This is a genomic window from Corynebacterium epidermidicanis (assembly GCF_001021025.1).
GTDB lineage: Bacteria > Actinomycetota > Actinomycetes > Mycobacteriales > Mycobacteriaceae > Corynebacterium > Corynebacterium epidermidicanis.
On sequence record NZ_CP011541.1, the window covers coordinates 1,541,160 to 1,566,142 of the forward strand.

At 57.0% G+C, this 24,983-nt stretch carries 25 protein-coding genes; 11 read left to right on the plus strand and 14 right to left on the minus strand.

The window, feature by feature from the left end; all coding sequences use genetic code 11:
* Nucleotides 1-11 precede the first annotated feature (11 nt).
* Nucleotides 12-542, plus strand: coding sequence for a hypothetical protein (locus CEPID_RS07175; protein ID WP_047240388.1), 531 nt, complete (start codon nt 12-14; stop codon nt 540-542).
* On the opposite strand, the gene miaA is transcribed toward CEPID_RS07175, so the two are convergent.
* Complete coding sequence (gene miaA / locus CEPID_RS07180; protein ID WP_047240389.1) at nt 539-1,462, minus strand: tRNA (adenosine(37)-N6)-dimethylallyltransferase MiaA; 924 nt, start codon at nt 1,460-1,462, stop codon at nt 539-541. The two genes, CEPID_RS07175 and miaA, sit on opposite strands and share 4 nt — an antisense overlap.
* Nucleotides 1,463-1,700: 238 nt before the next feature.
* Here miaA and CEPID_RS07185 point away from each other — a divergent pair, with 238 nt between their 5' ends.
* Together CEPID_RS07185 and CEPID_RS07190 are read left to right on the plus strand one after the other, a co-directional pair.
* On the plus strand, nt 1,701-3,065 hold the full coding sequence (locus tag CEPID_RS07185; RefSeq protein WP_047240390.1) for a DUF349 domain-containing protein: 1,365 nt from the start codon (nt 1,701-1,703) through the stop codon (nt 3,063-3,065).
* 85 nt (nt 3,066-3,150) lie between these two features.
* Nucleotides 3,151-4,323 carry a GNAT family N-acetyltransferase gene (locus CEPID_RS07190; protein WP_047240391.1) on the plus strand — a complete coding sequence of 391 codons (1,173 nt, stop codon included), beginning with the start codon at nt 3,151-3,153 and terminating at the stop codon, nt 4,321-4,323.
* On the opposite strand, the gene CEPID_RS07195 is transcribed toward CEPID_RS07190, so the two are convergent.
* Both CEPID_RS07195 and miaB read right to left on the minus strand, forming a co-directional pair.
* Nucleotides 4,320-4,991, minus strand: a complete 672-nt coding sequence (locus CEPID_RS07195) for an Rv2732c family membrane protein (protein WP_047240392.1) — start codon at nt 4,989-4,991, stop codon at nt 4,320-4,322. The two genes, CEPID_RS07190 and CEPID_RS07195, sit on opposite strands and share 4 nt — an antisense overlap.
* 43 nt (nt 4,992-5,034) lie before the next feature.
* The gene (gene miaB / locus CEPID_RS07200) at nt 5,035-6,510 is read right to left on the minus strand and encodes a tRNA (N6-isopentenyl adenosine(37)-C2)-methylthiotransferase MiaB (protein ID WP_236684324.1); all 1,476 of its coding nucleotides are present in this window, start codon (nt 6,508-6,510) and stop codon (nt 5,035-5,037) included.
* A 352-nt stretch (nt 6,511-6,862) separates the two neighbouring features.
* Here miaB and gluA point away from each other — a divergent pair, with 352 nt between their 5' ends.
* From gluA to CEPID_RS07220, 4 genes are read left to right on the plus strand one after another with little or no spacing between them, the layout of a single operon-like run.
* Nucleotides 6,863-7,591, plus strand: a complete 729-nt coding sequence (gene gluA, locus CEPID_RS07205; RefSeq protein WP_144413557.1) for a glutamate ABC transporter ATP-binding protein GluA — start codon at nt 6,863-6,865, stop codon at nt 7,589-7,591.
* Between the two features lie 58 nt (nt 7,592-7,649).
* Entirely contained in the window at nt 7,650-8,528 is an 879-nt protein-coding gene (locus CEPID_RS07210; protein WP_047240395.1) for a glutamate ABC transporter substrate-binding protein, read from the plus strand.
* Nucleotides 8,529-8,558: 30 nt separating this feature from the next.
* Entirely contained in the window at nt 8,559-9,242 is a 684-nt protein-coding gene (locus CEPID_RS07215; protein WP_047240396.1) for an amino acid ABC transporter permease, read from the plus strand.
* Complete coding sequence (locus CEPID_RS07220) at nt 9,242-10,180, plus strand: amino acid ABC transporter permease (protein WP_047240397.1); 939 nt, start codon at nt 9,242-9,244, stop codon at nt 10,178-10,180. The genes CEPID_RS07215 and CEPID_RS07220 overlap by 1 nt, the downstream gene beginning before the upstream one ends.
* A 47-nt stretch (nt 10,181-10,227) precedes the next feature.
* Here CEPID_RS07220 and CEPID_RS07225 read toward each other — a convergent pair whose 3' ends face one another.
* The 3 genes from CEPID_RS07225 to CEPID_RS07235 form a co-directional block, all read right to left on the minus strand.
* A complete protein-coding gene (locus CEPID_RS07225; RefSeq protein ID WP_047240398.1) occupies nt 10,228-10,881 on the minus strand; it encodes a regulatory protein RecX in 654 nt (217 codons plus the stop codon).
* Nucleotides 10,882-10,898: 17 nt separating this feature from the next.
* The gene (gene recA, locus CEPID_RS07230) at nt 10,899-12,005 is read right to left on the minus strand and encodes a recombinase RecA (protein ID WP_047241415.1); all 1,107 of its coding nucleotides are present in this window, start codon (nt 12,003-12,005) and stop codon (nt 10,899-10,901) included.
* A gap of 207 nt (nt 12,006-12,212) precedes the next feature.
* On the minus strand, nt 12,213-12,419 hold the full coding sequence (locus CEPID_RS07235; RefSeq protein ID WP_047240399.1) for a DUF3046 domain-containing protein: 207 nt from the start codon (nt 12,417-12,419) through the stop codon (nt 12,213-12,215).
* 234 nt (nt 12,420-12,653) lie between these two features.
* Here CEPID_RS07235 and CEPID_RS07240 point away from each other — a divergent pair, with 234 nt between their 5' ends.
* Genes CEPID_RS07240 through CEPID_RS07250 form a run of 3 tightly spaced genes read left to right on the plus strand, consistent with a single transcriptional unit; the run spans nt 12,654 to nt 14,536 of the window.
* Entirely contained in the window at nt 12,654-13,232 is a 579-nt protein-coding gene (locus CEPID_RS07240; RefSeq protein WP_047240400.1) for a biotin transporter BioY, read from the plus strand.
* A 6-nt stretch (nt 13,233-13,238) separates the two neighbouring features.
* A complete protein-coding gene (locus CEPID_RS07245) occupies nt 13,239-13,925 on the plus strand; it encodes an energy-coupling factor ABC transporter ATP-binding protein (protein WP_047240401.1) in 687 nt (228 codons plus the stop codon).
* Nucleotides 13,925-14,536, plus strand: a complete 612-nt coding sequence (locus tag CEPID_RS07250; protein ID WP_047240402.1) for an energy-coupling factor transporter transmembrane component T family protein — start codon at nt 13,925-13,927, stop codon at nt 14,534-14,536. Before CEPID_RS07245 ends, CEPID_RS07250 begins: the two co-directional genes overlap by 1 nt.
* A gap of 304 nt (nt 14,537-14,840) precedes the next feature.
* Here CEPID_RS07250 and CEPID_RS07255 read toward each other — a convergent pair whose 3' ends face one another.
* From CEPID_RS07255 to pgsA, 4 genes are all read right to left on the minus strand, one after another.
* Complete coding sequence (locus tag CEPID_RS07255) at nt 14,841-15,659, minus strand: PspA/IM30 family protein (RefSeq protein WP_047240403.1); 819 nt, start codon at nt 15,657-15,659, stop codon at nt 14,841-14,843.
* A gap of 116 nt (nt 15,660-15,775) precedes the next feature.
* Nucleotides 15,776-16,111 carry a helix-turn-helix domain-containing protein gene (locus CEPID_RS07260; RefSeq protein ID WP_047240404.1) on the minus strand — a complete coding sequence of 112 codons (336 nt, stop codon included), beginning with the start codon at nt 16,109-16,111 and terminating at the stop codon, nt 15,776-15,778.
* Between the two features lie 22 nt (nt 16,112-16,133).
* On the minus strand, nt 16,134-16,667 hold the full coding sequence (locus CEPID_RS07265; protein WP_047240405.1) for a CinA family protein: 534 nt from the start codon (nt 16,665-16,667) through the stop codon (nt 16,134-16,136).
* On the minus strand, nt 16,660-17,238 hold the full coding sequence (gene pgsA, locus CEPID_RS07270) for a CDP-diacylglycerol--glycerol-3-phosphate 3-phosphatidyltransferase (RefSeq protein ID WP_047240406.1): 579 nt from the start codon (nt 17,236-17,238) through the stop codon (nt 16,660-16,662). Before pgsA ends, CEPID_RS07265 begins: the two co-directional genes overlap by 8 nt.
* A 174-nt stretch (nt 17,239-17,412) precedes the next feature.
* Between pgsA and CEPID_RS07275 the strand changes: the two genes are divergently transcribed.
* On the plus strand, nt 17,413-17,703 hold the full coding sequence (locus tag CEPID_RS07275; protein ID WP_047240407.1) for a YciI family protein: 291 nt from the start codon (nt 17,413-17,415) through the stop codon (nt 17,701-17,703).
* On the opposite strand, the gene CEPID_RS07280 is transcribed toward CEPID_RS07275, so the two are convergent.
* From CEPID_RS07280 to CEPID_RS07295, 4 genes are all read right to left on the minus strand, one after another.
* Nucleotides 17,696-18,757 (minus strand): TerC family protein, encoded by a 1,062-nt coding sequence (locus tag CEPID_RS07280; protein ID WP_047240408.1) that lies wholly within the window; start codon nt 18,755-18,757, stop codon nt 17,696-17,698. The genes CEPID_RS07275 and CEPID_RS07280 overlap by 8 nt on opposite strands.
* A gap of 227 nt (nt 18,758-18,984) precedes the next feature.
* The gene (locus CEPID_RS12630; protein ID WP_330217759.1) at nt 18,985-21,897 is read right to left on the minus strand and encodes a DNA translocase FtsK; all 2,913 of its coding nucleotides are present in this window, start codon (nt 21,895-21,897) and stop codon (nt 18,985-18,987) included.
* 360 nt (nt 21,898-22,257) lie between these two features.
* A complete protein-coding gene (locus CEPID_RS07290; protein WP_047240410.1) occupies nt 22,258-22,866 on the minus strand; it encodes a TIGR03085 family metal-binding protein in 609 nt (202 codons plus the stop codon).
* 50 nt (nt 22,867-22,916) lie between these two features.
* Entirely contained in the window at nt 22,917-24,983 is a 2,067-nt protein-coding gene (locus CEPID_RS07295; RefSeq protein ID WP_047240411.1) for a ribonuclease J, read from the minus strand.

Sequence of the window (24,983 nt, forward strand, 5' to 3'; positions counted from 1 at the left end):
GGTAAGGGCACATGCCAGATCGTGACATCTACCCGGACCCGCCCGCATGGCGCAACCCAGCGCTAATCCTTGCTGTCGTGGCAGTGTGCATCGTGTTGGTGACGCTACTAAAGACCTTGGGGGTACTCCTAGCTTTCGTTATCGTTGCTGCCGTTTCATTAGCGTTTGTCTCTCGACGCAATGATCCGGAAGCCGAGGCAGTGAAGGCTTCGGTGCGACTATCGGCTGAGGAGATTGACGAGGTGCTCAAGGACTTCGATCGCTTCCTCACTGGTCAAGATGCTGACTCCCTTGCTGATCGCACCTTGCATCGCCCCGAACTCGCCAATGCGGATTCCTTCGTGCCAGAAATTGAGAAGTTCTACTACCTCTATTCGACGAATGTGCGCTTCTTGAACCGCCTCCAAGCCCGCCTAGCGCAAAACCTCACCTTCGGCCAGGCACAACACTTGCTGGACATCACCGATCAGCGGGCCCAAGAAATCCAGGAATCATGGGTAGCAGCCCGACGGGCAGCCTTCAGGCACGGACCAGCGGCCTAGTGGGCTACCTCTAGAGACTTCACCACGTCCATCGCCTGACTAAAGGTGTCGCCACTCGCATCAATCCAGTGGATGCGCGGATCCCGGTTGAACCAACTGCGCTGTCGTCGCACATAACGACGCGTCCCCAAAATGGTTTGCTCGATTGCTTCTTCTAGGGTCAGCTCGCCAGCAAGATAGCGCAAGACCTGCGCATAACCGATTGCCCGTCCAGCCGTCGAATCAGCCACCAACCCCTGCTGGACCAACGCCTCAACTTCCCCTACAAAACCTTGCTCAAACATCAACTTGGTGCGCTGTTCGATGCGCGGATTAAGCCATTCAGCGGTAGTGCGCAACCCGACGAGCACAGTATTCCACCGCGGCGGCTGATTAATTGGTGGCTGCGACGCAGCAAACGGGCGTCCGGTAAGTTCAATGACTTCCAAAGCACGTACTGTCCGCCTGGGATCAAGCCTTTCGATGATCGCCGCGGCATCTGGATCTACCTTTGCCAACTCATCATGCAGCGCTTCCTGCCCAATTTCTCGCTGCCGGGCTTCGTATTTCGCGCGCACTTGCGCGTCGGTGGGCGGGAATTGCCAGTCGTCGATAAGCGATTGCACGTACAGCATGGACCCGCCGACCAAAATCGGACGTACTCCTCGCTGCAAGATCTCGTCTGTGGTTGCGACCGCTTCTTGCTGGTAGCGAGCGACAGAGGCCGGGGTGGTTACATCGAGGACGTCGAGTTGATGATGCACGATGGATCCACGCTCTGCCACGCTGAGTTTCGCAGTGCCGATGTCCATGCCACGATAAAGCTGCATCGAATCAACGTTGACCACCTCGCCACCAAATTCACGCGCCAACGCCAAGCTCAGAGCTGACTTTCCTGAAGCAGTTGGTCCTAAGACGGCAATGGGGCGCGGGGTAGACATGCTTACATTGTGACAATGCGCCCCACGGTTAATCAATTCTGGGATGATGCCGGCTAAGCCTGAGTTCCACAGCTTTCGTTCGCCTACGATAGCCAGCGCTACGTGCGCCCATTTGTAAACGCAGGCTTGGCTTGCGCGCTACACTTAACAGCTAGCGCAACCCTGCTTGGTTTGCGTGTGAATTGTTCAGGCAGCCGTGTCGCGCGGCGAGCACTCGAGGTAATTGAAGGACGCTCCCATGACTACCCCAACTCCAAAGCCAGCTCCACGTCCAGGCCCGCGCCCAGGCCCGCGCCCAGGAGCCGGTGTGTCCGCCAAGAAGCCAGCTGTAGCAGCTAGCCCCCAGGCATCGACTGGTGGATTTGTTGCCCCAGCTCACATCGTCAATAATCCGGCTGATTGGGGACGGGTAGCAGAAAACGGCGACGTCTTTGTGACCACCGCCGACGGCGAACGCTTGATTGGCTCCTGGCAGGCTGGCACCGCAGCGGAGGGCCTTGCTCACTACGGCACGCGTTTCGACGACCTCGTGACCGAACTCGAGTTGCTGGAAACCCGCTTGCAACAGCATCCAGAGGAATCCGTCAACATCTCCAAACAAGCCCAAGACCTCAAAGAGAGCTTGCCCACGGCGACCGTGATCGGGGATCTCGCGACCGTCGACAAGCGGTTGGCAGAGTTAATTTCCGCAGCCGAAGCTGCTGGTGTGGCCGCCAAGCAGGCGAAAGCCAAGCAACGCGAAGATGCGATTGCCCGGAAAGAAGCTCTCGCAACTGAGGCTGAGGAAATCGGCGAAAGCTCCGTGGAGTGGAAAGTTGCTGGCGACCGCCTTCGGGACATCCTCGAAGAGTGGAAAGGGATTCGTGGCATCGACCGCAAGACCGACGACGCGCTGTGGAAGCGCTACTCTCGCGCGCGCGATGCGTTCAACCGCCGCCGCGGATCGCATTTCGCTGAACTTGATCGTGGCCGGGCTGCTGCCAAGAAGGCTAAAGAAGCACTCGTAGCTCGAGCTGAAGAACTCAAGGTATCCACCGACTGGGCAGAAACTGCCCGGGCTTTCCGCGATCTGATGACGGAATGGAAAGCTGCCGGCCGTGCGCCTCGAGAAGTCGACGATAAGCTCTGGGACGCGTTCAAGGCCGCTCAAGATTTCTTCTTCTCCGCCCGCAACGCCGAGCACGACGAGCGTGAAAAGGAATTCCAAGAAAACGCCGCCGCGAAGCAGGAATTGCTCGACACCTATGACTCCCAAATCACCCCAGAAAAGGACCTAGACGGCGCGCGTGCCAAGCTGCGCGAGCTGCAGGAAAAGTGGGAAGAGATCGGCTTCGTTCCGAAGAACCGAGTGCGCGAATTTGAAGACAAGATCGCTGCCCTCGAGCACCGGGTGACTGAGGCTGCTGATGCAGAATGGCGCCGCACTGATCCTGCAGCTCAAGCTCGTGCTGCGCAGTTTATTGCTAAGGTAGAAGACTTCAACGCCCAAGCCGAGGCTGCGGAGAAGGCCGGCAAGGCGGACAAGGCGGCTAAGCTTCGTGAGCAAGCTGCGCAGTGGCAAGAGTGGGCTGACGCCGCTATGAACGCGGTCGAAGACCTCTAGTTTTTGCCCTCTTTTGGCCCCTGAAGAAGCGCTGTTTTACTGGCGTTTCCTCGGGGGTTTTGCTATCCCGGGCTAGACTACCCTCATGCACGTTGCTGTTCTCGCTGATACTGCCGACCGTCCCTCGTCTAATGCGACCGCCCCGCTAGCCCAATCGGGTGCCACCCCAGCGCCATCGGAGGTGATTCGCACGCTGGTATTCATGGCCAACCTGTCAGCCCAAGAAGCTACCGGCTCGATGGATGCTTCCCGCAACGCCGAGCAGCTCGCCACAGAGCTAGCGCTCCCCCACCCAGATCACGAAACGATCATCCTGGCGCTCTTCGACGGCGACGAGCCTATCCTTCCCGACCTAACGACTTCCGATACCGCGAATCCCACCAAGCGTCGATTCGGTTTGCCCGTCTTGCCACTGTTTGCCGACTTTTCTTGCGACAACATCCTAGGTTGGCTGGTGCTGACCGTGCCTAAGAAGGATCACCTTGAGCTAGTAGAAGCGGAGCTCATTCTTGACGCCTACCTCCAGCCACTGCCCGACAAGACGCTCACCGCAGCCGCCGAAGCTGCAGTAACGCATCTGCTGGAGCTTGGCAATTCGATCGCGCACAAGCTGGGCCGCCCACATTTCGTGCTCTGGCAACAGCAGGCAGCCTCCCCCACCGTTGCGACCGAATCCATGGCACAACTACTGCGAGACCAAGGATTTTCGCTCGGATACTCGGAACGCACCTTGGTGGTTGACGCGCCAGTGAACCATTCAATGGCATCTGCTCAGCCCAAGTGGGAGGTTTTCCACAATGCGAACTTCCCCGATCAGTTGGTACCCAAGGTGGCCGAGGTGTATGCCCACGCAAGTACCGACATTCCGCACGGTGACCTTCCGCTTCAACCCGAAGCATGGAATAGCGAACGGCTGCAGGCCAACACTGAACACATGCGCGCGATGGGCACCACAAATCTGCATGTCCTCGGACTCGACGAAGCGGGCGAAATCCTCGCCCTCGCGGAAGCGTTCCTTCCGGAAGGCAACGTCGACATTATTGATATCGGCCTGGTCTACGTCGCCCCGCAAGCCCGCAGGCAGGGCCTAGCAACCCAAGCGAGTGCGGCCCTAGCCACCGCGATTGCCGAACACCTACCCACGGTCCAGCGTGGCTACTTGTCCATCGCCGAAGAAAACCAAGCCGCACTAGCCCTGGCACAGAAATGCGGTGGCCACCCGATTTCGGTGACCACCGCTTGGCTACGTTCTCACTAGGCATCTTCGTCCGGTTGATCTGGTGTCTGAGACGCTTTTCGACTCTGTGCTGCTCGCTGACGACGTTCGTCAACAAGGTTTTCGGCTGCTCCGGACGCAGTGGCGAGCCGGTTGCCGTCGAGAAGTTCTTTTTGGACTTTGGCCACCGGGTCAAGGGATTCGCTTCTCCGGCGGGCCTCAGCGATGTCTTCTTGCTCCGCACTGCGCAAGGTGACCACGTTGTAGAGTCCATAGACTACGACCAGAATGGCCAAGGCACCCAGAATCATTCCGGGACCGGGACCTAGTCCGGAATCGCGGGTTTGGCGCATCCAGATGGCGAAGATGGAAAAGAACATCGCGATGCCACTGATGATCCAACCGATCTGGGCCAGTTTGGTTGATCGCAGGAAGTAAGCGCCGAGCGTGAGCAACACAGGGCCTAGCGCTGAGAGCCACACGAACATTCGTTCCTGGGGTGCGATGCCGTAGTCAATAGACCTTTGGGTAGAAAACGCAAGGTCAATTCCCGTGATTGGGCCAGTGTAGGGAAGGAACCAGCTCAGTACGATGAGCAGGGGGCCACCCAGCAGCGCAACTCGGTGACCCGACATGTCGAGCCTGGCCGCAATACTGCGCTCGCGAGCTGCGAGATCTTCGTATTCCTTGTCCGTAGACGTGTGGTTCACCTTGGTTACGCTTTCTATCGTTGTGAGTTAATCCAGCTGATGGTTAAGCACAGTCGCCACAGCCACTAGTGGCTGGTGCTGCTGCAGGCTGACCAATCCGAGGCAATCCGAGACCGACGCCAACTGGTTCCGTAGTTGGTACCTTACCCGCCGCGGACATATCGCCAGCCTTGGTGCGACGATGAGAATGAACTCCCGAATCAGCCAGCAAGAAGAACGGCGCTGCACCGGTAATTGTCGTGGTGATCACGTCACCGGCCCGAATCTCTCCGTCGATAGCCCCATCAGCTGCGGGGGTCGGAGCAAAGTGTACGAGTCGGCCATCGCGTGCCCGGCCGGTCATGCGGTGAGTCTGGTCGTTCTTCCGCCCACCATCAGCCTGCACTAACAGTTCAACTTCAGTGCCGATGAGCTTCTCATTTTCCTCCCGACTAATGCGCTCCTGCACAGCCAACAGGCGCTCATAGCGTTCTTGCACCACAGCCTTGGGGACCTGGTTGTCATACTCCGCTGCCGGAGTTCCTGGACGCGGGCTGTACTGGAAGGTGTATGCGCTGGTGAAACGTGCCTTTTTTACGACGTCGAGAGTCGCCTGGAAATCCTCTTCTGTCTCGCCGGGGAAACCAACGATAATGTCAGTCGTAATGGCCGCATTGGGTAGTTTGGCGCGCACTTCATCCAAAATGGCCAAGAACTTAGCCGAACGGTAGGAACGCTTCATCTCCTTGAGTACTTTGTCCGAACCGGACTGCAAAGGCATGTGCAGCTGGGGGCAAATGTTCGGCGTTTCCGCCATCGCGTCGATTACATCCGAAGTAAACTCGGCAGGGTGCGGACTGGTGAAACGCAGCCGCTCCAACCCGGAGATCTCCCCACATGCCCGCAGCAGCTTGGAAAACGCCGACCTATCCCGTTCGAGCGATTCATCCGCAAAGTTCACGCCATAGGCGTTGACGTTTTGCCCCAGCAGAGTTACCTCGGAAACTCCCTGATCAACCAGTGCTTGGACCTCGGCAAGGATGTCTCCAGGGCGGCGGTCCACTTCTTTGCCGCGTAGCGACGGCACGATGCAAAAAGTACAGGTGTTGTTGCAACCGACTGAGACACTCACCCAGCCGGCGTAGGCTGACTCACGTTTTGCTGGGAGCACGGATGGAAACTGCTCCAGCGCATCTACGATTTCAACTTGCGCCTGGTTATTATGGGCAGCTCGGTCGAGCAGGGCTGGCAGGGAGCCGATGTTGTGGGTGCCAAAGACCACATCGACCCACGGCGCCTTCTGAATAACCGTGTCTTTATCTTTCTGGGCCAAGCAGCCGCCTACGGCGATCTGCATTCGAGGGCGACTTTCCTTGTCGTTCTTTAATGCGCCGAGCGTGCCGTATAGTCGCTTGTCGGCGTTCTCCCGCACCGCGCAGGTGTTGAAAACAACGAGGTCAGGCTGTGCATCGTCGGCAACTGGCACGTAACCAGCTTCCTCTAAAAGTCCGGAGAGGCGCTCAGAGTCGTGCACGTTCATCTGGCACCCAAAGGTGCGCACTTCATAAGTCTTGGTTGCTGTATCTGGCGCTTGTTCTAACACAGCAAGCAATTCTAACCGGGAAGCGTCCTGGGGCCTAATGCGATTAGTCGTCGGAAAATTGCATGCTAAGACCTGGTCGCCGGGTGCTGCATTGCTGTTTGGATAAGTATCATATTTTATTCTGCAATTGCAGCGTGGTTGCTGAGACCTGTGCGACAAGTCGAAACGGCATCCACCAGCCACAAAGGTGTCTTCGTTCACAAAATTTGCAAAAGTGGCGGCGCCTACGGTTGGACTGTGTCGAAACTTACATTACGATAAGCCCATGACCAGTGACGCAAACCACTCCATGATCTCCCTTCGCGGAGTTAACAAATATTTTGACGACTTCCACGCCCTCAAGAACATCAACCTCGATATCCCAAAGGGCCAGGTCGTTGTCGTTTTGGGCCCCTCCGGCTCAGGCAAGTCGACCCTGTGCCGCACCATCAACCGCCTCGAGACCATAGATGAAGGCACCATCCACATCGGCGGCAAGCTGCTGCCTGAAGAAGGAAAGGAACTCGCCAAGCTCCGCGCTGACGTGGGCATGTGCTTCCAATCTTTCAACCTCTTCCCGCACCTGACGATCAAGCAAAACGTCTCCCTCGCTCCCGTGAAGGTCCGCAAGCTCGACAAGGTAGAGGCCGACCGTCAAGCATTGAAGCTCCTCGAGCGCGTCGGCATCGCCTCCCAGGCCGATAAGTACCCAGCTCAACTCTCTGGTGGTCAGCAGCAGCGCGTAGCGATCGCCCGCGCCCTCGCCATGAATCCTAAGGTCATGCTTTTCGACGAGCCGACCTCTGCCCTCGACCCGGAAATGGTTAACGAAGTCCTGGATGTCATGACGTCGCTCGCCAAGGAAGGTATGACGATGGTGTGTGTCACGCACGAAATGGGATTTGCTCGCAAGGCTGCCGACCGTATCCTCTTCATGGCCGACGGCGAGATTCTTGAGGACACCGATCCGGAAAACTTCTTCGACAATCCTCAGTCCGATCGTGCCAAGGACTTCCTCGGCAAGATCCTCGGCCACTAATTCGCGCTGAATCTCCTGGCTACTGTTAGTGACTTTCCACGCGAACTCAAGGACTACCATGAAAAAACCATTACGCACTATTGCTGCATCCGTGCTAGCAGCCGCCGCTGTTGTTAGCCTCAGCGCCTGCGGCAGTACCGAGCCACGCAGCTTGGTCAAGAGCATTGCCGCCGGCGAGGTTATCCTCGGCACTAAATATGACCAGCCAGGTCTTGGGCTCCGTCACCCTGACAAATCCATGTCTGGTCTTGACGTCGATGTTGCCACCTACGTGGTCAACGCCATCGCCGATGATCAAGGAGTGGCGCACCCCAAGATCAAGTGGCGGGAAACCCCTTCTGCTCAGCGTGAGACGCTAATTAAGAACGGCGAGGTAGACATGATTACTGCTACCTATTCCATCAACAAGGGGCGTGCTAAAGCCGTCGATTTCGGTGGCCCCTACCTCATCACCCACCAAGCACTTTTGGTCCGGCAAGATGACAACTCGCTGAACGCCCTGACTGACTTGGCTAGTGGACGCAAGCTCTGTTCGGTCACCGGCTCCACCCCAGCGCAGAAGATCAAGGACGCGCTGCCGACGGTGCAGTTGCAGGAATACGACTCCTACTCATCCTGCGTGGAAGCGTTGCACCAGAAGAAAGTGGACGCCATGACCACCGACGCCACGATTCTTTACGGCTTCGCCTCGCAATACGAAGGCGAGTTCAAGGTCGTTGAGATGAACAAAGAAGACGGCAAACCATTTACCAACGAGCGCTATGGCATCGGCCACGCTAAGGGCGATACTGCGTCAACTGAGGCGATTAACAAGGCACTCAATCAAATGTACTCCGATGGCAGCTTCGAACGGTTCTTGAAGGAGAACCTGGGCGATGACGCCAAGGTCGTCGAAAAGGGCAAGCCTGGCGATTTGTCCTTCTTGGATGCGAAGTAACCCCAACGAGAATAAGAAAGGAGACTACTCATGAATGCTCTATGGACTGACCTAGAACCGAAGTTTGTCCTCGCCTATTGGATCACGATCAAGCTGACATTCTATTCGGCGATCTTTTCCATGATCCTAGGCACGATCTTGACGGCGATGCGCGTTTCTCCGGTTGCTTTCCTACGTACCATTTCCACCTGGTACATCAACATCGTGCGTAACACGCCACTGACGCTGATTGTCCTGTTCTGTTCCGTTGGTCTCTACCAGAACCTGGGCCTTACCTTGGCTCGGGAGAACGAGAACTTCATCAAGAACAACAACTTCTGGATCGCCGTTTTGGGCTTCACACTCTACACGTCAACATTCGTGGCTGAGTCACTTCGCTCAGGCATCAATACCGTTCACTTCGGGCAAGCAGAAGCTGCCCGATCACTCGGTTTGAGCTTCGGCCAGATTTTCAGCACGATCATTTTCCCGCAGGCGCTACGCGCTGCCATTGTGCCGCTAGGTAACACCCTCATCGCTTTAACCAAGAACACCACTATTGCCTCGGTGATTGGTGTGGCCGAAGCATCCCTGTTGATGAAATCGACGATTGAGAACCACGCAGACCAGCTCTTTACGGTCTTCGGCATCTTCGCGCTCGGCTTCATCGTTCTCACCTTGCCGATGGGATTGGCCGTCGGACGAGCTTCTACCCGATTGGCGGTGAAGAAGTAATGTCAGTTCGCGCTACAGTACTTTACGACGCTCCTGGACCTAACGGACGTCGCCTCAATACCATCATCACGGTGGTTACCGTGTTGCTCGCTTTGGCTGTTGGAGCCTGGGCACTCAACATTTTGTATGTGAATGGGCAATTAGAAGGCCGCAAGTGGTCGCCATTCCTCGAGTCAACGACGTGGACTACCTATCTCCTACCTGGGTTGTTCGGCACTCTGAAATCTGCAGTTGTCTCGGTGGTTTTCGCGCTCATCATGGGTGTCGTCCTCGGGCTCGGCCGTCTCTCCGAGAACGCCTTCTTGCGCTGGATTTGCGGAATCATCGTGGAGTTCTTCCGCGCAATTCCGGTGTTGTTACTGATGATTTTCGCTTACCAGCTCTTCGCTAAGTATGCGTTGTTCCCGTCGTCTCAACTCGCCTTCGCTGCGGTCGTGTTCGGTCTGACCATGTATAACGGTTCGGTTATCGCCGAAATCTTGCGTTCGGGTATCCGTTCCCTGCCGAAGGGCCAGGTGGAAGCAGCCCGGGCGTTGGGAATGTCGCACCGCCAGACCATGTGGTCGATCTTGCTGCCGCAGTCTGTGGCGGCAATGCTGCCAGCCCTGATCTCTCAAATGGTTATTGCGCTGAAGGACTCGGCACTCGGCTACCAGATTGGTTACATCGAGTTGGTTCGCTCCGGTATGCAGTCGGCTTCTTACTACCGCAACTTCCTGGCTGCTTTGGCGGTCACTGCCGTCGTCATGATCATCATTAACTACGCGCTGACGATCCTTGCCGAGCGTATCGAACGCCAGCTTCGTGCTGGTCGTGCACGTCGCAATATTCTGGCGAAGGTTCCTGAGCATCCGAACCAGGGCCTGGAAACCAAGGATAATGTCAACGCCGACTGGCACGATCCTGACTACCACGATCTACGGTCGACTGTGGAGTAGCAGCTTTCGCTGAGTTGTTTTTCTACGCTTCCGGCCCGGACACCGCCTTACGCAGTGTCCGGGCCGGTTTCATCGTTTGCGGCAGTGCCGGCTAGTTGCTCGTCTTCTGTGAGCTCGGCGATGCGTTGCTCTAGCGCATTTCGAGCGATGTCTAGGCTCATGGACTGTGGGTATCCTCTGCGAGCGAGCACACCGACTATTTTTGCCAATGCGCGTTCATGTTGCCGGTAGTCCACTGGCGCTTCCCGGATCGTTCGGGCCTTCTTCGCGGCGAGTTCTATTGCTTTGACACGTTCATCGTCAATACTGATTTGTGCCAGAGCCTGTGCTCGCTCGCGGTCCCCGACGCCTTTTTGTCGCAGCTCGTTGTCTAATGCGAGCCGGGATTTCCCCCGTCGTTGGTGGCGTTGCCTAACCCAATCAATAGCGAACTGCGCATCGTTGAGCAGCCCAGCATTGTCAAGGTCTTCAATGACACTGTCGACGAGAGCTGCTTCGAATTCGGCGTCGATAAGCCGTTGCCTCAGCTCGGCGTGCGAACGTGACCGGACATCAAGCAGACGAAGTGCGCGATTTCGAACGGTAGCTTTGTTTGCTTCGAACTCGCGGTCAAAAAGGGGTTCGCCGCCATTGGCGGAAAAGTTGGCCAGAGCTTCCGAAAGCTGCGCCAGCTTTTCCGCCTTGTCTCCAGATGGGGTCATTTGTTGCTTAGCTGGGCCTACTCATCATCGTCATCGTCGAAGTCGACGCTTGGGATGACGTCAATGGGTTCATCGCTGAGCGAATCGGCACTGTCGGCGTACTTGCCGAAACCGATCTTCTGGTAGATCTTGTCTTCCAGTTCGTCCGCCAACTCTGGGTTTTCTTTGAGGTTCAGGCGGACTTTCTCTTTGCCCTGCCCGAGCTGCTCTCCCTCGTAGGTGAACCAAGAACCCGACTTCTTGATGACACCGTTTTCAACGGCCAAATCGATGATCGAGGATTCGCGAGAGATACCTTCACCGTACATAATGTCGAATTCAGCAATCTTGAACGGAGGCGAGACCTTGTTCTTAACCACCTTCAGGCGCGTCCGGTTACCGATAGCATCTTGGCCGTCTTTCAAAGTTTGGATGCGACGGACATCGCAGCGCACCGAGGCATAGAACTTCAACGCTTTACCACCGGTGGTGGTTTCTGGCGAACCGAACATCACGCCAATCTTTTCACGCAGCTGGTTGATAAAGATCGCTGTCGTACCGGAGTTGTAGAGAGCACCGGTCATCTTGCGAAGCGCTTGGGACATGAGGCGAGCTTGGAGGCCGACGTGGGAATCGCCCATTTCGCCTTCGATTTCGGCCTTCGGAGTCAGCGCAGCCACAGAGTCGATAACGATAATATCGATAGCGCCAGAACGAACGAGCATGTCGGCAATTTCTAGGGCTTGTTCACCGGTGTCGGGCTGCGACACGAGCAGCTGATCAGTATCAACACCCAACTTGCGCGCATAATCAGGGTCGAGAGCGTGCTCGGCGTCGATAAATGCAGCGATACCCCCGGCACGCTGCGCTTGTGCAATTGCATGCAGGGCGACCGTGGTCTTACCGGAAGATTCAGGGCCGTAAACCTCGACAATACGTCCCCTTGGGAAACCGCCAATGCCGAGAGCAATGTCGATCGCGGTGTTTCCCGAAGAAATAGCCTGGATTGGCGGGCGATTTTCATCGCCAAGACGCATCACTGCGCCTTTGCCAAAGTCCTTTTCGATTAATGCCATCGCGGCGTCGAGTGCTTTTTGCTTGTCGCCGCCGGTCGCTGCTGTCGTCTTGGTCTTCTTCGTTGCCATGTCTTCGTCCTTTAATGGTTGCAGAAATTTTTCAGTCACACTTAGTTAGACTGTTTGAGCCCAGCGAAACGATCCATCCTTGCCGGAAATTCTTCGCGAGCGCACTGAGGACTAACCTAGCGCGCAGGGTCGACACCTCGAAAGTATACACGCACAGTTGTTCGAAAGCACTTCGAAGCGCTGGGCGTGTCCGCCTGGCAGATGTGGCTAGATATCTTCGCCTAACCAGCGCTCTTTAGGCACTTCAAAGTCACGACATAGCGCCCACCAAATCTCGCGTAGGTCGACGCCATTTTCGATCATTTCCAACGGAGTTTGATCGCCCCCGCTCACGATGTGCGAGCTGAGATAAAACTTGCCCGTATCCGCACCAAACTCATCCGCCACCAAACGATGAAACTCCGCCAAACGCATACCTGCACAATAGCCCAGCACTTTCTCCCACACCGTCAACGTCGCCGTATCCCCGCCACATTATCGCCCGCGAATGAACCACAACCGTTGACACAGCCCAGGAGCGGAGCAGCCGCTATATCCAAAGCTTCGGCAGCAGGATGCTAAAGTTACCATCGTAAAACGACTTATTGAACAGTGTTTAGACCAGGTAAGCAAGGTCTGGCCCGCTGCAACCTCCTCCGAAAGGCTCCCATGGCTGCTTCCAGCGCAAACCAAGTACGCGACATCGCATATGTCGCTGTATTTGCCGCCCTGATTATCGTTTTCGCATTCGTTTCTTTGCCGACGGCATCGGGCGTACCCATCGTGCTGCAAAACGCCGTCATCATCCTGGCTGGATTGGTGCTGGGCGGTCGACGGGGTTTCCTCGCCGTGTTGCTCTTCCTGATCTTGGGGTTGATTGGCCTTCCCGTGCTCGCCGGTGGCCGAAATGTTTTGACGGCCCTTGCAGGTCCAGCGGCCGGCTACCTCATCGGCTATCCAATTTCCGCTGCAGTGGCCGGCTCGTTCGCTGCAAAGGCACCCCGCGCCAAAGTGGGCCAGATCGTCACCCTGAGTGTGGGTGCAATCCTGGCTCTCTTCGTCCAATACGGCTGTGGCGTGTGTGGTCTGATCCTGCGCGCACATATGGATGCTAAGGCTGCAATCGTGGCCCAGTCGCCATTCATCATTCCCGACCTCATCAAGGTTATCGTTATGGTCATTATCGCTGTTGCTCTCATCAACGCCCTGCCGGGGCTGCGCACCTCCCGATCCACGAGCGCACACTAGCTAACCATGCCCACGATCACATTTGATCATGTTTCCGTACAGTTCGGCGATCGCACCGTACTGCGCGACATTAACCTCACACTCTCGGAGCGACGCATCGGCATCATCGGTGCCAACGGAGGAGGCAAATCGAGCCTCGTTCGGCTCATCAACGGACTCGCCGAGCCTACCTCCGGGTCCGTGCTTGTCGACGATCTCTCCGTAGCCTCTCACGGCAAAGAAGTACGAAAGCGGGTTGGGTTCGTGTTTTCCGACGCAGATAATCAAATCATCATGCCCACCGTGATCGAAGACATCGAGTTTTCACTGCGCAGAAAGGGTTTGAGCAAGTCGGAGCGTCGAGAAGCAGCGCTGGCAATGCTCGAACGGTTTGGACTAGCCGACCATGCGTCAGACTCGCCGCACACGCTATCCGGCGGACAAAAACAGCTCCTGGCCTTGGCTGCAGTGCTTATTTTGTCACCGGAGCTAGTTATTGCCGACGAACCGACCACGCTTCTTGATCTGCGCAACCGCAACGGGCTTCAAGAGACATTTCACGCGTTGACGCAGCAGCTCATCGTGGTGAGCCACGACCTCGACTTCCTCGGAGATTTCGACCGCGTCGTCTGCATCGACGACCAGCAGGTTGCCGCCGATGGGCATCCAAACGAGGTTATCGCCTTCTACCGGCGTTTGATGGGACAAGGCTGATGCTGAATGTCCCGTTGGGCGTGTATGTGCCAGGTGACACATTCTTCCACCGCATGCGTGCCGGGTGGAAGTTCCTTGGACTTGTTACGTTTATCATCGCCACATCAATCTGGGCGCAGTCCGCGCTCCCCGGACTAGCTTGCTTCCTAGTGACACTGACTTGCTACGGAATCGCACACATCCCAATGCGTATCGCTCGAGGTCAACTATTGCCACCCCTACCAATCTTGGTTGTCATCGTGGTCTTTCAGTGGTGGCAACTTGGATGGGATGCAGCCCTGGGGCTTTTCTTCACCCTGTACGCAGCAATTACCGCCGCAACCTTGCTGACGCTCACCACACACATGTCCGAACTCATGGATGCATTCGAGCACCTACTGGCACCCCTAGCGCGCTTCGGCGTGCCGGTACCGGCAATCAGCCTGGCGATGAGCCTCACAATCCGACTCATCCCTCTGCAAGCCCAGGCACTTGCCGACGCCATATCGGCCCGCAAAGCCCGCGGAGCCGACCATTCTATTCGCGCCGTAATTCTGCCTGTGTTGGTGCGCTCAATTCGCCGAGCTGAAGCCATCGGCGATGCACTCCTTGCGCGTGGCGCCGCTGACTAGTTAGCCGACCTTTCGGGTGCCGCTTGGCTCCGGGCGGACTCGGGCGCCGAGTGCCGATCGCTTTTCAAATGGCACAAAACTCGAAAAGTGTGCAAATATCAACGGCACTCAACGATCTCCTCGTAAACGAGCCTCAAGGAACACCCCTACCCACGTAACCCTGTGGAAACGATCGTCACCAACTGAGCCGCCTAAACGGTGTCAAACAAACCAAGCCTCACAAACAAATCCCCCGCTGGCAACCCTCAAGACTTGGGTGCTGCCAGCGGGGTGTTCTTAAAGGAGTTTCGTGTCCTAAGCTTGATTACTCGCCACGGAGTTCGCGCAGTTTCTGCTCCACGGCTGGGTCTGCTACGGCACCAGTGCCACCTTCAATGGCACTTTGTGGTTTCGAGGACTCAATTCCTTGCATTTCTGCGCGAATCTGCTCGAGACGAGAATGCCCAGCCATCTGGATACCTGCCTGCTCGACCTCAGCCATCCGGCCTTCGACGGAGTTCTGCGCCAATTCTGCCTGGCCTAGCGCGTTCGCGTAGCGACGCTCAATCTTTTCGCGAACCTGATCCAGGTTAGGTGTATTGCCGGATGCGGTCAGTGAGTTCATCGACTTGATAGACTCGGAAACCTTCTCCTGCATCTTCGCCTGCTCCAACTGGGACAGCAGTTTGGTGCGCTCGGACACCTTCTGCTGTAGTTGCATCGCGTTGCGTTCAACGGCTTGCTTCGCTTGTGCCGCCTGCTGAAGCGCCTGGTCGTGCAGTTGTTTGGTGTCTTCGATGGACTGTTCCGCGGTAACGAGCTGAGCTGCGAACGCCTCGGCAGCGTTTTCGTATTCGACAGCTTTGGTGGCATTACCAGCCGCGCGTTCCTTTTCCGCGAGCTGCAACGCCTGGCGGGTGTTTGCCTGAAGCTTTTCAATCTCCGCGAGGCGACGGTTTAGCTGCATTTCCAGCTGGCGCTGATTGCCAATAACAGCCGCTGCCTGCTGCGAAAGCTCCTGGTGTTGCCGTTGTGCGTCTTCGATCGCCTGTTGGATCTGTACCTTAGGATCAGCGTTTTCCTCGATTTTGTTGTCGAACAACGCCATCAAGTACTTCCAAGCCTTTACAAATGGATTCGCCATAGTGTGAGAGTTTACCTTCCTAAGAAAACAGTCCGTGTGCTGCCATCGACGCCAAAGCTGCGATGACCTGATATCGCTAAGTGTACTGAGGCTCGTTGTTCAGTGTTGGGTGAGAGCTAAATTGTTGCCAAATCTGGATTAGCGTCACGCATGGCCATAGAGCCGGCGGCCTCGATCAAAACATCCGAAACGCTAGCGCCCAATGCGTGGCACACCGAAGCTAACAGCTCAGAAGATACTTCTTTACGGCCCCGCTCCAGTTCAGAGAGATACCCCGGCGATACCGAGGAAGCTTCTGCAAGTTCACGCAGTGTAACTCCCCTATCCGCTCGAAATGCTCGCAAGGCAGCACCAAGAGCCTCTCGGAGCAGAGGCTCCGGTTGGCGCACGACACCATGCGCCGGAACACGAAGGTAACCAGGTTTTTCCAAAAGTGCAGTTTGAGTAGCCATCACACCTCTTAACGTCTCGCGATTAGGTTTTGTTCCCAAGCTCGACGACTCGTCCCAGCGCATACTCAACACAACAGCAGCGAATCTCATTTCGTGAGCCGTCGACGACTTGTTCGGGCTCTGCAGCACCTGGACGAATAGCCCACCGCAGGTGTTGGGTCGGCAACACACGCTCACTAGAAACTCCACCAGGTCCTGCAATTCCCAGGAACACCACTCCCGGCGGATGCCCTTCTTGATCATCAGGACCAGCGACGCCGGTCAGCCCAACTGCCCAATCGACGCCCAGTCGCTGTTGAGCACCAGCCGCCATCGCTGCCGCGACAGGCGCAGAGACCACCCCATACTCGTCGATAAGCTCGGCGGGGACATCCGCCAAGCTGGACTTCAAATCAGTGGCATAAGTGACGATGCCACCGCGGAGGACCTCGCTAGCTCCGGGCACCTGCGCGATTGTCGCGGCGAGTAGACCCGCAGTTAATGACTCGCAGGTGCCAATGGTTTCCCCACGTTCGCGCAAAAAATTAACCAGTAGCTCCGCCGAATTTTCAGACATTGTTGGCCTTTCTAGAATCCCACACGTATTGAACGCCGGTGACAACAGTTACCAAAACCGCTGCGTACATCACTGCATAGATCGGCCAATGAGCCCAGCTGGGAGCCGGAATCAGGAACAACGCAATCGCCAAGGACTGCAAAGCTGTCTTTAGTTTGCCGCCCTTCGATGCCGGAACCACCCGGCCACTTCGCAATTGGACCATGCGCCATAAAGTGATGCCCAATTCGCGCACGACCACAACGACTGTAATCCATACCGGCAGGTCAACCACAATATTCAACGATACGAAGGCCGAAATCATCAGCGCTTTGTCCGCGATCGGATCTGCGATCTTGCCGAAGTTGGTCACCAAGTTGTGCTTGCGGGCGATGTCACCGTCAAGTTTGTCCGTGATCATGAGCCCGACGAAACAAACGAATGACCACCACATCCAGCGGTGATCGACATGATTGCCTTTAAGAACCAGCCATACGAAAAGTGGCACGGCAATAATGCGCATGCTCGTCAAGGCATTCGGCACATTCCAAGCCGAAGGGACAGAAGCTCCGCTTTGTTGGTCACCAGTCACAATCAACTACCCTACCCGCTACAGGTTCAACGGTGGACGAGACCCGACCTGTAAGAGAATTTTGGGAAGTCGCCAATTGGGGGCCGATCGATCCTGTTCACAATTCAAGACTTCATATGATCCTGAGCCGCCGAATGGGCAATCTACAGGCCAGATTCGACTAGACTTTGCGCCATGAGTTTCTTCGCTATTTTCTACGACTACCCTGCTGATTCGCACCTGATTGCCGAGAACCGACCCGTGCACCGTGAGTTTTTGGCAAAGCTTAAAGAGGAAGGAATCCTCGTCGGCTCGGGCCCATTTCTAGACGAAAACGGTGGCGCTCTCATCATTATTCGTCTGAATGAGAACGCCACCGTAGCCGATGCCGAGCAGCTGATGAACGCGGATCCATTCCACCGGCTCGGCATTCTTGCAGGCCGGGTTATCCGCAAATGGAACCCCGTGCTGAATATCTTTAGTTAGCGGTTTCGTTTTCCTGCTCGGTGATGTCCTTGGCGGGATTCCACTTTGGTGCGATCGCGCCTTGGGCCTCATCACGCTTTGTCTTAATCACCGAAGCCAGAGTGGTGATCGCCAAAACACCGACGATGACGAGCAGGGACACAACTGTCGGGATCTCAAGCACGTGCACGTTTTCCCCGCCGTTAATGAACGGCAGGTTGTTCTCATGCAACGCATGCAGCACCAGTTTGACGCCGATGAAGCCAAGGATGACTGCCAATCCGTATGGCAGGTAGACCAAGCGGTCAATGAGACCATCGAGAAGGAAGTACATTTGGCGAAGGCCCAGCAGGGCAAAGGCGTTCGCGGTGAACACGATGTATGGTTCCTGCGTGATGCCGTAAATAGCAGGGATGGAATCGAGGGCAAACATCACGTCGATCATGCCGATCGCAACCAAGCACACGAACAGCGGCGTCAACGCCTTCTTGCCTGCTTTGCGGACCCAGAGCTTATCGCCCTCATACGTCGGCGTCACGTGAATGACCTTGCGTAACGTCTTGATGATCCACATATCCGAAGGATCTTGCTCGGGCTGGTCCGACATCTCGTCGATAATCAGCTTGACCGCCGTGTAGAGGATGAACAGGCCGAAGAGGTAGAACACGTCCGACCAGGCGTTGATAACCGCCGCACCCAGCAAAATGAAGACCAATCGGAAGATCAGCGCGAGCACAATGCCGATCAACAAAACCTTTTGCTGATACTTGCGTGGGACCTTAAACGAGCCCATGATCAGGGCAAACATGAACAGGTTGTCCACGCTCAAGGCCAACTCGGTGACATAGCCCGTAAAGAACTCCATGCCGTGCTGATGTGGGCTGCCCGGTTCACTCCACGTCATCCAGAGAAATCCGCCAAAAACAACGGATAAACCCATGTAGAACAGCATCCAATACGCGGATTCTTTCATGGAGGGCTCGTGTGGCTTACGAACGTGGGAGTAGAAGTCGAAAATGAACAACGCCAATACGACGGCACCCGTCACGAGCCACGTCATAAGATTTACTTCCATAGCAAAAGACCTCCGGTCTGATCGGTTCACGAAATGACCGGAGGTCTCCCCCGCCCGTTGCGCGAAGAAACGGGCTGGCATGACCGGGGGTCACTCACAACGCAACCACCGTGTTGACGATCAATGCCAAAAGACTGGGGTACTCCCCTCCAAGACAACTGCCTACTGTAGCCGATGAATAGGCTCCGCGTCACATTCCTGCGACCATCGGCGCGTCGATAAGCTGGCTAGAACGCGCCGGCACTGGGGTTTGCCTGGGCCTTGACGACGTGCACGTCCTCACCCGTCTCGTCGACAGAGGCAGCGTCTTCTTTGGGGGCCTCGGCAGGGTCAGCGCCCTTGATCATCCATAGGATAGTTTCGAGTTCCTCCGGCTTGACCAGGACCTCGCGAGCCTTCGAGCCCTCCGACGGCCCAACCACGCCACGGGTTTCCATCAAGTCCATCAATCGACCAGCTTTGGCGAAGCCAATGCGCAGCTTGCGCTGCAACATAGATGTCGAACCCAGCTGCGAAGTCACCACCAGCTCGACCGCCTGCAGCAGATCTTCCAGATCATTTCCGATGTCGGCGTCGATGTTCTTCTTCGCTTCGGCGGCCTTGTCCTCGGTCACACCCTCGGTGTAGTTTGGTTCGGCTTGATCCTTCGCGGCATCCACGACAGCTTGGACCTCTTCGTCGGTAACGAATGCGCCCTGCATACGTACCGGACGCCCACCCTGTGGAATGAACAAGCCATCGCCCATGCCGATCAACTTTTCCGCGCCACCCTGGTCCAAAATGACGCGGGAGTCGGTGAGCGAGGACGTCGCGAAAGCGAGGCGAGAAGGCACGTTTGTCTTGATCAGACCCGTAACAACGTCGACAGACGGGCGCTGAGTGGCCAGCACCAAGTGAATACCTGCGGCGCGCGCCTTTTGGGTGATGCGCACGATGGAATCTTCGATTTCCTTCGGAGCGGTCATCATCAGGTCGGCGAGCTCGTCGACGATACAAACGATGTAAGGGTAGGCGCGATACTCACGCTGCGATCCCGGCGGAGCTGTCAACTCTCCAGACTGGATCTTGCGGTTGTAATCCTTGATGTGACGCACCCGAGCGGACTTCATGTCCATGTAGCGCTGCTCCATCTCCTCAACCAGCCAGTTCAACGCAGCTGCTGCCTTCTTCGGCTGTGTGATGATAGGCGTGATCAGGTGCGGAATGCCCTCGTAAGGCGTAAGTTCCACCATCTTCGGGTCGACCAGGATCAACCGAACTTCCTCCGGGGTGGCGCGCGTCAGCAAAGACACCAGCATGGAGTTAACAAACGCGGATTTACCCGAGCCGGTTGAACCAGCCACCAGCAGGTGTGGCATCGTTTGAATCGAATGCGAAATAAAGTCACCTTCGATATCTTTACCGAGGCCAATCAGCATCGGGTCATGATTGCTCACCGTCTGTGGCGCATTCAAAACATCCGCTAGACGCACCATCTCTCGGTCCGCATTAGGCACCTCGATGCCCACCGCAGACTTCCCTGGGATTGGCGCCAGAATACGCACGTTGTCGGTTGCCACAGCGTAGGCAATGTTGGACTGCAAGTTCGTAATCTTAGAGACTTTCACGCCAGGGCCCAGCTCTACCTCGTAACGGGTCACTGTCGGTCCACGAGAAAAGCCGGTAACCATCGCATCCACGTTGAATTCGCGGAAGACTTCCGTGATCGCGTCGATCATCCGATCATTTGCGGCGCTGCGCTGCTTGGGTGGCTCGCCCGGGATCAGCAGGTCCGCACTTGGCAACACATAATCAGCGCTTCCCACTTTCGGCGCTTCGGATGTCTTCTCTTCCACTGCGCCAGCAGAGCTAACCGCGGTGGGGTCGATTCCGGATCGCGCAATGATTGCCTCACGCATCGCTGCCCGGCTGGCGGCAACTGCATCGTTGCTGCTGCTTGGCGACGGCCGTTCCACCACCACCGTCGGTTCTGCGGTATCAGCGGCTTGAGGCGACGCCGGAAATTCATCGGTATCAGGTCCCGATCCGGATTCAAAAAGCCTACCGGCGGCAGACGCAGCGGTTCGAGCTGTCTCGCTAGCCAGCTGCGCCTTTGCCTCAGTGGTAGCCGCGGTAGCTCTTGAGGCAGCCCAGGCTGCTGAAGCGGCGGCTCCTGCCAAAGAAGATGCTGTTCCTGCAGCAGAGGCAGGCTTTCGCCCTTCAGCCTGGGTCACCGCTTCGTCGCTATCTGCACCTCGAGGATCGGTTTTGGCAGCCTTTTGTACTCGATTCTTCAGGCCAGAAAACAGCGAGGGTTGCTCATCGTCGACCTCGTCCAGTGGATAGGCTTCCATCGGGGTTGGACGAGCAATGGCTCGGGTTCGCTCAGGAGTTGCCGGGGCTGGTCGTCGCTCACGCGAACGAGGCCGATCGGCCGCAATGTCTTCGATTTCCTGATCGACATCATGATACAAATCGTCTTCAGCGGAAGAGTCTGTCTCGTCCAGCCGACGAGCATCGTGGAAACCCAGGACTTCCACGAGGTAGGAAACCAAGTCGCGGGTCGCAACACCGGTGACCTTGAGCGCGCCATAGACGATGACCAGAATCAAAATCGGTACCGCGAGATAAGCGCTAAAGCCGGCTGCCAACGGCCCGCCGACGAGGTAGCCAAGCACGCCACCGGCTTGCTTACGCCCGCCCCAATCAACTGGATTACCTGCGAAAATGTGGACCATACCCAACATGGCCAACACAATGAGCGCGGTGCCCAACGTAACCGGACCGCTGCGCTCTGGTCGGGGCGCGTATCCCAACATCAGGGCCAACGCAAGGGCAAACAGAGCCAACGGCAGCACCAAAGCGCCCGCCCCGACTACCCAATGGGCACCGTCTGCGATCGCAGCACCAATTGGACCGGCAATGTCAAACCACACGGTGGCGCCAAGAACTACGCTCAGGCCGATGAGCAGCAAGCCAATCCCGTCCGCATGCTCCTGCATGCCAAAAGACGTCGACCTGGCAGGCTTCGTCGGCTCGGCTGAGTCATCCCAATCCTGGTCGAAGTCGTTGATGACGCCATCGGTGTCTTCCGGGTCCGCTTTGCTACGCGAAAGCCCCCGGGTGGCACCGCCGACGGCTCGCGCTGTACCTCTAAACATCGCGCCCAGGCCGCCACCGACAGCACGGAAAGCGCTGCCAGTCCGTTCACTCGAAGTCTCCGCAGCGCGCGTCGACGGCCGGCTTACTACTGAAGAGCTGGTCGAGGCACGTCTGGTGGTGCGAGCTGAGGGCCGCGTTTTACTGCGGTTCGTTCTCGACTGGGGCGACCGGGTGCTATTGGAGGCAGACATGCACCCAACCCTAATCGCCCACACCCCTCTAGTCACATCTGCCACACCGGAAACAGCGAACTTTTTTCGCAACTGTGCTAGGTCGGGTTTCCGCACAGCTTTCTGGTCGTGCGACCCAATCGGAAATTGAACCTTAGGGTGAGAGCCGCAGCGGCCAGATCAGCCTGATTACAACTGGATTAGTCGCAACGCAGCGGGATCCCCGGTGAACTCCACATCTTTAGCCGGGCGGCCAAATACCCACAATAGAAGCTCGGCAACGGGACCGCTGACCTCGACTGTTTCAGCAGCACGGCGATTGCCGGCAAACAGTTGTGGAAAGGCAACCTCCCCGGACGGGTTCAAGACAACCCGCTGGGTCGAACCTTTGAGCATCGACTTCGCCATCTTCAACGCACTGTATAGCTCACGCTGGGTCGCGACATCGAATTGCCGTGGGGTGTAGTTAGTGGCACGGCGGACATCCTCGTGATGAACGAAATTCTCCGCTCGATTCATCAGTTGGTCTACTGGCTTAATCCCCCGTGGTGGCCCACTCCCCCATCGATTAACGAAGTCCGAGAACTCCCATTGGGCCACTTCGTTAGAAACTGCTTCGAGGCGGCTCGCCAATGGCGGGAAGAACATTCCAGCCGCTGCCAGCGGCCTGTGTTCGCGTACGAACAAATGGACGGCCAAGTCCCTGGTGTTCCATCCTTCGCAGCAGGTGGGAGCATCGGGACCGACGTCGAGAAGCAGACGGGTTAGCTGGATACGTTCTTGCTTGGAAAATGACATGAGCCCCAGTGTAGTTACTGGGGCTCATCGTCGAATCAGACGAAGTTTTCCTACAGGCTCGGGCGAGCGTTATGCAGGTCGGCATCGTCGACGACCGCGGTGTCCGATGCCATAGGCACGACGGTTGGCATGACGAACGGCTTACGACGCCACTTCTGCTCAACGAAGCGGGCGACCTTGCGTCGTACCTGCTGGGCGATGCGGTAAGGATCGTTTTCGCCTTCGCCCGCTTGCTCGATCATGATGGTCTCGACCAAGTCGGCGATCTCCGGCATCATTGCCACTGCGTCTTCGGAGAAGCCGAGGGCGCGGGCGGTTGGACGTTCCAGCAATCGGCCGGTGCGGTTGTCGATAACGGCAGTGATGTCGATAACACCACCTTCGCCCATCGACGTGCGGTCTTCGAGCACCTTCGCGTCAATATCGCCCATGGTGACGCCGTCGACGTAAAGGTTACCGACTGGAATCTGGCCCACTACCTGGGCACGTCCACCAACCAGGTCAACAACAACGCCGTTTTGCGCCAAGACGACGCGATCACGCTGCACACCAGTGGAAATTGCCAATTCCTTGTTGGCACGCAGGTGGCGCCATTCGCCATGCACCGGCATGGCATTGCGCGGACGAACCGCATTGTAGAGGAACAGCAGCTCACCAGAGTAGCCATGGCCGGAGGTGTGCACCTTAGCATCGCGACCCGTGATCACAGTGGCGCCGATTTGGGCGAGCATGTTGATCACACCGAAAACGGCTTCCTCATTGCCTGGCACCAGCGAGGAAGACAGGATGATGAGGTCGCCATCACGAACCGTGATTTGGCGGTGCTCACGACGAGCCATGCGCGAAAGAGCAGCCATCGGCTCACCTTGGGTACCAGTGGTGACCAGCAGCACCTTATGTGGAGCGAGCTTGGCAGCTTCGTCCATTTGAATGATGGTGCCACGTGGGGCTTTTAGCAGGCCCATCTTCTCAGCGATCTCCATGTTGCGAATCATGGAACGACCGTTGAAGGCAACCTTGCGACCAGAAGCGACAGCGGCGTCGATGGCGGCTTGCACCCGGTACACGTTGGATGCGAAGCAGGCGATGATCACGCGTTGCTTGGCGTCAACGACCAGGCGCTTGAGGGTAGGTCCGATTTCGGACTCCGAACCTGATACGCCAGGAGTGGTGGCGTTGGTGGAGTCACAGAGGAAGAGGTCCACGCCCTCGTCACCAAGGCGAGACATTGCTGGGAGGTCGGTTGGCCGGCCATCAGTTGGGGTCTGGTCGAGCTTGATATCACCGGTGTGAACCACCAGGCCAGCACCCGTCTTGATGGCAATGCCGAGGCACTCTGGGATTGAGTGGTTGACCGCGAAAAAGCGCAGGTTGAATGGGCCACGGTTCACGTTAGACTGCTCGTTGACCTCGATGAGCTTTGGTCGCTGGCGGTGTTCCTTAGTTTTCGCAGCAATCAACGCGAGGGTGAAACGCGAAGCCAGGATCGGGATGTCATGGCGTTGCTTGAGCAGCCATGGGATGGCGCCGATGTGATCTTCATGCCCGTGGGTAACCACAAGAGCTTCCACCTTGTCCCACTTGCCCTCCATGTAGGAGAAGTCGGGAAGGATCAAGTCCACACCAGGTTCACCAGAAGATGGGAACAAGACGCCACAGTCGACGATCAGCAGTCGGCCTTTGTACTCAAAGACCGTCATGTTGCGGCCAATCTCCGAGATACCACCCAGAGCGACAATCCGAAGGCCATCCTTCGGAGCCTGCGGCGGCTCGGGGAGGCGCTCGGTCAGGTCAGCGCCCTGCATCGACTTCACCACGTTACGACGCCCACGGTTGTTCCCACCACCGTTGTTTCCTGCGTTGCCGTTGCCGCCGTTGCCGTTGCCGTTTCGGCCGCGTCCTCGGCCACCGCGACGGTTGCCGGAGTTGTTGCCAGCAGAATTGCCTGCTCCTCGGCCACGACCGTTGCCGGCGCTTTCCGACGCCTGTTCCCCATCTTGAGTTGCAGGCTCAGCACTTTGTACTGCTGCCTCAGGGGCTTGGAAAACTACAGCCTCTACCTCAGGTGGTCCGGCTTTCCGGGTTACCTTCCGGGCGCGATTACGAGATTCAGTCAT

Coding starts and splice junctions, on each gene's coding strand:
- CEPID_RS07185 (WP_047240390.1), top strand. CDS start 1,701: ATGACTACCCCAACTCCAAAGCCAGCTCCACGTCCAGGCCCGCGCCCA.
- miaA (WP_047240389.1), bottom strand. CDS start 1,462: ATGTCTACCCCGCGCCCCATTGCCGTCTTAGGACCAACTGCTTCAGGA.
- CEPID_RS07215 (WP_047240396.1), top strand. CDS start 8,559: ATGAATGCTCTATGGACTGACCTAGAACCGAAGTTTGTCCTCGCCTAT.
- CEPID_RS07290 (WP_047240410.1), bottom strand. CDS start 22,866: ATGTCATTTTCCAAGCAAGAACGTATCCAGCTAACCCGTCTGCTTCTC.
- gluA (WP_144413557.1), top strand. CDS start 6,863: ATGATCTCCCTTCGCGGAGTTAACAAATATTTTGACGACTTCCACGCC.
- CEPID_RS07175 (WP_047240388.1), top strand. CDS start 12: ATGCCAGATCGTGACATCTACCCGGACCCGCCCGCATGGCGCAACCCA.
- CEPID_RS12630 (WP_330217759.1), bottom strand. CDS start 21,897: ATGTTTAGAGGTACAGCGCGAGCCGTCGGCGGTGCCACCCGGGGGCTT.
- CEPID_RS07220 (WP_047240397.1), top strand. CDS start 9,242: ATGTCAGTTCGCGCTACAGTACTTTACGACGCTCCTGGACCTAACGGA.
- CEPID_RS07190 (WP_047240391.1), top strand. CDS start 3,151: ATGCACGTTGCTGTTCTCGCTGATACTGCCGACCGTCCCTCGTCTAAT.
- CEPID_RS07255 (WP_047240403.1), bottom strand. CDS start 15,659: ATGGCGAATCCATTTGTAAAGGCTTGGAAGTACTTGATGGCGTTGTTC.
- CEPID_RS07225 (WP_047240398.1), bottom strand. CDS start 10,881: ATGACCCCATCTGGAGACAAGGCGGAAAAGCTGGCGCAGCTTTCGGAA.
- CEPID_RS07280 (WP_047240408.1), bottom strand. CDS start 18,757: ATGGAAGTAAATCTTATGACGTGGCTCGTGACGGGTGCCGTCGTATTG.
- CEPID_RS07210 (WP_047240395.1), top strand. CDS start 7,650: ATGAAAAAACCATTACGCACTATTGCTGCATCCGTGCTAGCAGCCGCC.
- recA (WP_047241415.1), bottom strand. CDS start 12,005: ATGGCAACGAAGAAGACCAAGACGACAGCAGCGACCGGCGGCGACAAG.
- CEPID_RS07265 (WP_047240405.1), bottom strand. CDS start 16,667: ATGTCTGAAAATTCGGCGGAGCTACTGGTTAATTTTTTGCGCGAACGT.
- CEPID_RS07260 (WP_047240404.1), bottom strand. CDS start 16,111: ATGGCTACTCAAACTGCACTTTTGGAAAAACCTGGTTACCTTCGTGTT.
- CEPID_RS07235 (WP_047240399.1), bottom strand. CDS start 12,419: ATGCGTTTGGCGGAGTTTCATCGTTTGGTGGCGGATGAGTTTGGTGCG.
- CEPID_RS07245 (WP_047240401.1), top strand. CDS start 13,239: ATGCCCACGATCACATTTGATCATGTTTCCGTACAGTTCGGCGATCGC.
- miaB (WP_236684324.1), bottom strand. CDS start 6,510: ATGAACGTGCACGACTCTGAGCGCCTCTCCGGACTTTTAGAGGAAGCT.
- CEPID_RS07250 (WP_047240402.1), top strand. CDS start 13,925: ATGCTGAATGTCCCGTTGGGCGTGTATGTGCCAGGTGACACATTCTTC.
- CEPID_RS07240 (WP_047240400.1), top strand. CDS start 12,654: ATGGCTGCTTCCAGCGCAAACCAAGTACGCGACATCGCATATGTCGCT.
- CEPID_RS07275 (WP_047240407.1), top strand. CDS start 17,413: ATGAGTTTCTTCGCTATTTTCTACGACTACCCTGCTGATTCGCACCTG.
- CEPID_RS07295 (WP_047240411.1), bottom strand. CDS start 24,983: ATGACTGAATCTCGTAATCGCGCCCGGAAGGTAACCCGGAAAGCCGGA.